General features: G+C 59.0%; 4 protein-coding genes. 1 reads left to right on the forward strand and 3 read right to left on the reverse strand.

The window, feature by feature from the left end; translation table 11 throughout:
- From NV64_RS24175 to rpoE, 3 genes are all read right to left on the reverse strand, one after another.
- Positions 1-629 (reverse strand): sigma-E factor regulatory protein RseB domain-containing protein (locus NV64_RS24175; RefSeq protein WP_233209028.1); only part of this gene is annotated, 629 nt, incomplete at its 3' end.
- Positions 629-1,273 carry an anti-sigma-E factor RseA gene (rseA, locus tag NV64_RS17690; RefSeq protein ID WP_101506445.1) on the reverse strand — a complete coding sequence of 215 codons (645 nt, stop codon included), beginning with the start codon at positions 1,271-1,273 and terminating at the stop codon, positions 629-631. The genes NV64_RS24175 and rseA, both read right to left, overlap by 1 nt.
- Before the next feature lie 30 nt (positions 1,274-1,303).
- Entirely contained in the window at positions 1,304-1,879 is a 576-nt protein-coding gene (gene rpoE / locus NV64_RS17695) for an RNA polymerase sigma factor RpoE (RefSeq protein ID WP_056238795.1), read from the reverse strand.
- 480 nt (positions 1,880-2,359) lie between these two features.
- On the opposite strand from rpoE, the gene nadB reads away from it, so the two are divergent.
- Positions 2,360-3,525: L-aspartate oxidase (gene nadB, locus NV64_RS17700; protein ID WP_101506446.1), on the forward strand; the 1,166-nt coding region annotated here is incomplete at its 3' end.

Genomic DNA, 3,525 nt, shown 5'->3' on the forward strand with positions numbered 1-3,525 from the left:
AGCACCGGCGGCATCTGCGCGGTTTCCAGCCCGGCCATCGCCTTACTGACGCCCTGGTCGACGGCGAAGCTGATCACCCGGTACTGTTCGAGGGTTTCGCCGTCGCGATCCAGCAGGTCGATGCGCAGTGGCAGCTTAGTGTCGCTGTCCAGCCACACCATGTAGCCGTACTGGGTGCCGTCGCGCGAGACGATGCGGATCATCTCACACAGCTGGTCAGCCATGCGCATACGGCCAACCGGCACAAAATCGTAGCTGGCGGCCAGCTTCTGAAAATCGGCATACACCAGCGCCGGCAGAGAATCCACGATGTGGTCGCCGGTCATGGTGAAGGGCTCCAGCCCCGGTTCAAAATAGCTGATTTCGCTACCGCGCTGTATGATCTCACGACGCTCATCATCCATCTGCAGCAGCTGGGCGTAGGTTTTATTGCCGATTACCGCATGGCGATAGCGCAGAGATTCGATCCCCAGGCGGGAAACGTTGATATAGGCGAATTCATAACTGAGGGACTGGCTGGCCTGTTCCATCTGCTGTAACAGCGCCGCAGGCGCGGTTTGCGCCGGGGCGACAGTAGAGTAAATCAGGCCACCAGCCAGCAGGCTGACGGCACACAAAAGTTGCTTCATTACTGCTGCTGCATTCCTAACGACTGATTGCCAGGGACCTGGGCAGCGGCCTGCTGTTCAGGGCTTTGATCTAGCTTCAGCTGGTCAGCGTGCAGGCGGCGCTGCAGTTCGTAATCCTGCAGCAGGGCGTTAACCCGGCGGCGCTGATCCTGAACCTGCTGGTTAGCATTGCCGCTGATGGCGTTGTCGGTCGGCACGCCCAGGCTGACCGGAGAGGCCTGCCCCATCACCGGCAGGGTGTTAAACACCGGTGTATCGACAGACTGCTGCACCGGCTTGTTATACTGCTGCACGCCAACGATCACCGCCAGTGAGACGCAGGCCGCCAGGCCAACCTGAGTGATCTGCGCGGCCCACGGACGCACGCGCCCCCAGAACGGCATCGCGGCGACGTCAGCCGGCTTTGGCTGCTCTTCCGTAATCAGATGCGTAATGCGCTGTGCAGGTTCTTGCTCGATCGCTGCCGCCACGCGGTCAGCGATATCAAAATTGAGCAGCTGTGGCACATCACCGCGGAGTGTATCGCGGATCAGATGATAGCTTTCCCAATTTTTTTGGAGTGATGCGTCTTGTGATAATTCAGCCAGCAGCTGGTTATCAACGCTCTCACCGTCCATCAGAGCGGAAAGTTGTTCTTTCTGCATGCCTCAATACCCTTCCTGTGTCCGCTATCGCTAGCGTTGGATAAGCGGTTGAATTTTATTATCGATAGCTTCACGGGCCCGAAAGATTCGTGAACGTACGGTGCCTACCGGGCAGTCCATGATAACGGCTATCTCTTCATAGCTGAGACCATCAAGCTCGCGCAGGGTAATCGCCATACGCAAATCTTCGGGTAGAGACTCGATGGTACGAAAAACAATTTGTCTCAGCTCTTCTGACAACATTAAGTTCTCAGGGTTCGAAATTTCTTTCAGTGCCCCCGCACTTTCAAAGTTTTCAGCGTCGATCGCATCGACATCGCTGGACGGCGGGCGGCGGCCCTGGGCAACCAGGTAATTTTTGGCCGTGTTGACGGCAATCCGGTAGAGCCAGGTATAGAAAGCGCTATCACCCCGGAACGACTCCAGCGCGCGATAGGCCTTAATAAACGACTCCTGAACTACGTCAGGTACATCTCCTGAGGGAACATAGCGGGAAACCAGACTGGCTACCTTATGCTGGTAACGGATTACCAGTAAATTGAATGCCTTCTGATCGCCTTTTTGTACCCGTTCAACGAGGACCTGATCCGTTATCTGCTCGCTCATCCGAGGTAAGGTCTCCCCAAATCATTTTCCACGCGTAACTGAACTCCCAGTGTAAACCCACTATCTTTTTTTTCGAGCAAGCAGGGGTTTTGAGTCAGGTATCTCTGGTTAGTTCCGTTACGCCATTATTTTTGTGATGCCACAGGTGCGCTTTTGCAGAAGGGCTGACTTTTTTATGCATTTTAGCCGTTCTGCTGGCCACTGCTGCGCTTCACCCCGCACCCGGTGGGGAGCAGGCGTGGCATTGACGCCGCAGAGTAACGCAACAGGCCCCATTTTTCACCCTCTAATCTTGTTGATTTACCACGGTTCACCATAGTAAACGTCACTCAGCAGATAATAGCATTCTGCAGCCGTTTTGCCGGGGCGAGGCTGTGCCACGCCCTGAAACGGCGGGGTGACTGCTGAAAAAAAAGCCATGTTCCCGCGCCACAATGGGTGTTATGCTCAGCAAACAACCTGTTTAGTAAATTAAACAACATGACCCAGACCTCTGAATACTGCTGTGACGTACTGATTATTGGCAGCGGCGCGGCCGGGCTGTCGCTGGCGCTGCGCCTGGCGGAACGCCACCAGGTGACCGTGCTGAGTAAGGGGCCGCTCAGCGAAGGCTCAACCCTCTACGCGCAGGGCGGAATTGCGGCGGTGTTTGATGAAACCGACAGCATTGAGTCCCACGTTGAGGACACGCTGATCGCCGGAGACGGGCTGTGCGAACGCGAAGCGGTGGCGTTTATTGCCGGCAACGCGCGCCACTGTGTGCAGTGGCTGATCGACCGCGGCGTGCCCTTTGACCGGGATATGACCGAGAACGCCCCGTCACTCTACCATCTGACCCGCGAGGGCGGGCACAGCCACCGCCGCATCCTGCACAGCGCCGACGCTACCGGCAGAGCAGTGGAAACTACCCTGGTCAGCCAGGCGTTAAGCCACCCGAATATTCGCGTGCTGGAGCGCAGCAACGCCGTCGACCTGATCGTCTCCGATAAACTCGGCCTGCCCGGTGAGCGGCGGGTGGTCGGCGCGTGGGTGTGGAACCGTAATCTGGAAGTGGTCGAGCGCTGCGCGGCGCGGGCGGTGGTGCTGGCCACCGGCGGCGCTGCCAACGTCTATCAGTACAGCACTAATCCGGACGTCGCCTCCGGCGACGGCATCGCCATGGCGTGGCGCGCCGGCTGCCGGGTGGCCAACCTGGAATTTAATCAGTTTCACCCCACCTGCCTGTTCCACCCCGAGGCGCGCAACTTCCTGCTGACCGAGGCGTTGCGCGGCGAGGGGGCGCGGCTGCTGCGCCCGGACGGCACGCGCTTTATGCCGGAGTTTGACCCGCGCGGCGAGCTGGCCCCGCGCGATATCGTGGCGCGTGCCATCGATCATGAGATGAAGCGGCTGGGTGCCGACTGCATGTATCTGGATATCAGCCACCAGCCGGCGGACTTTATCCGCGCCCACTTCCCGACCATCTGTGAAAAGCTGCTGACGCTGGGCTTCGATCTCACCCGCCAGCCGATCCCGATCGTGCCCGCCGCCCACTACACCTGCGGCGGGGTGATGGTCGACCGGCGCGGGCGCAGCGACGTTAACGGGCTGTATGCGATCGGCGAGGTGAGCTATACCGGGCTGCACGGCGCGAACCGGCTGGCCTC

The organism is Erwinia sp. B116 (assembly GCF_002865965.1).
In the GTDB taxonomy this organism is placed as follows: Bacteria; Pseudomonadota; Gammaproteobacteria; order Enterobacterales; family Enterobacteriaceae; genus Erwinia.

Excerpts from the sequence above, each read along its gene's own strand:
- rseA (WP_101506445.1), bottom strand. The coding sequence starts at position 1,273 with ATGCAGAAAGAACAACTTTCCGCTCTGATGGACGGTGAGAGCGTTGAT.
- rpoE (WP_056238795.1), bottom strand. The coding sequence starts at position 1,879 with ATGAGCGAGCAGATAACGGATCAGGTCCTCGTTGAACGGGTACAAAAA.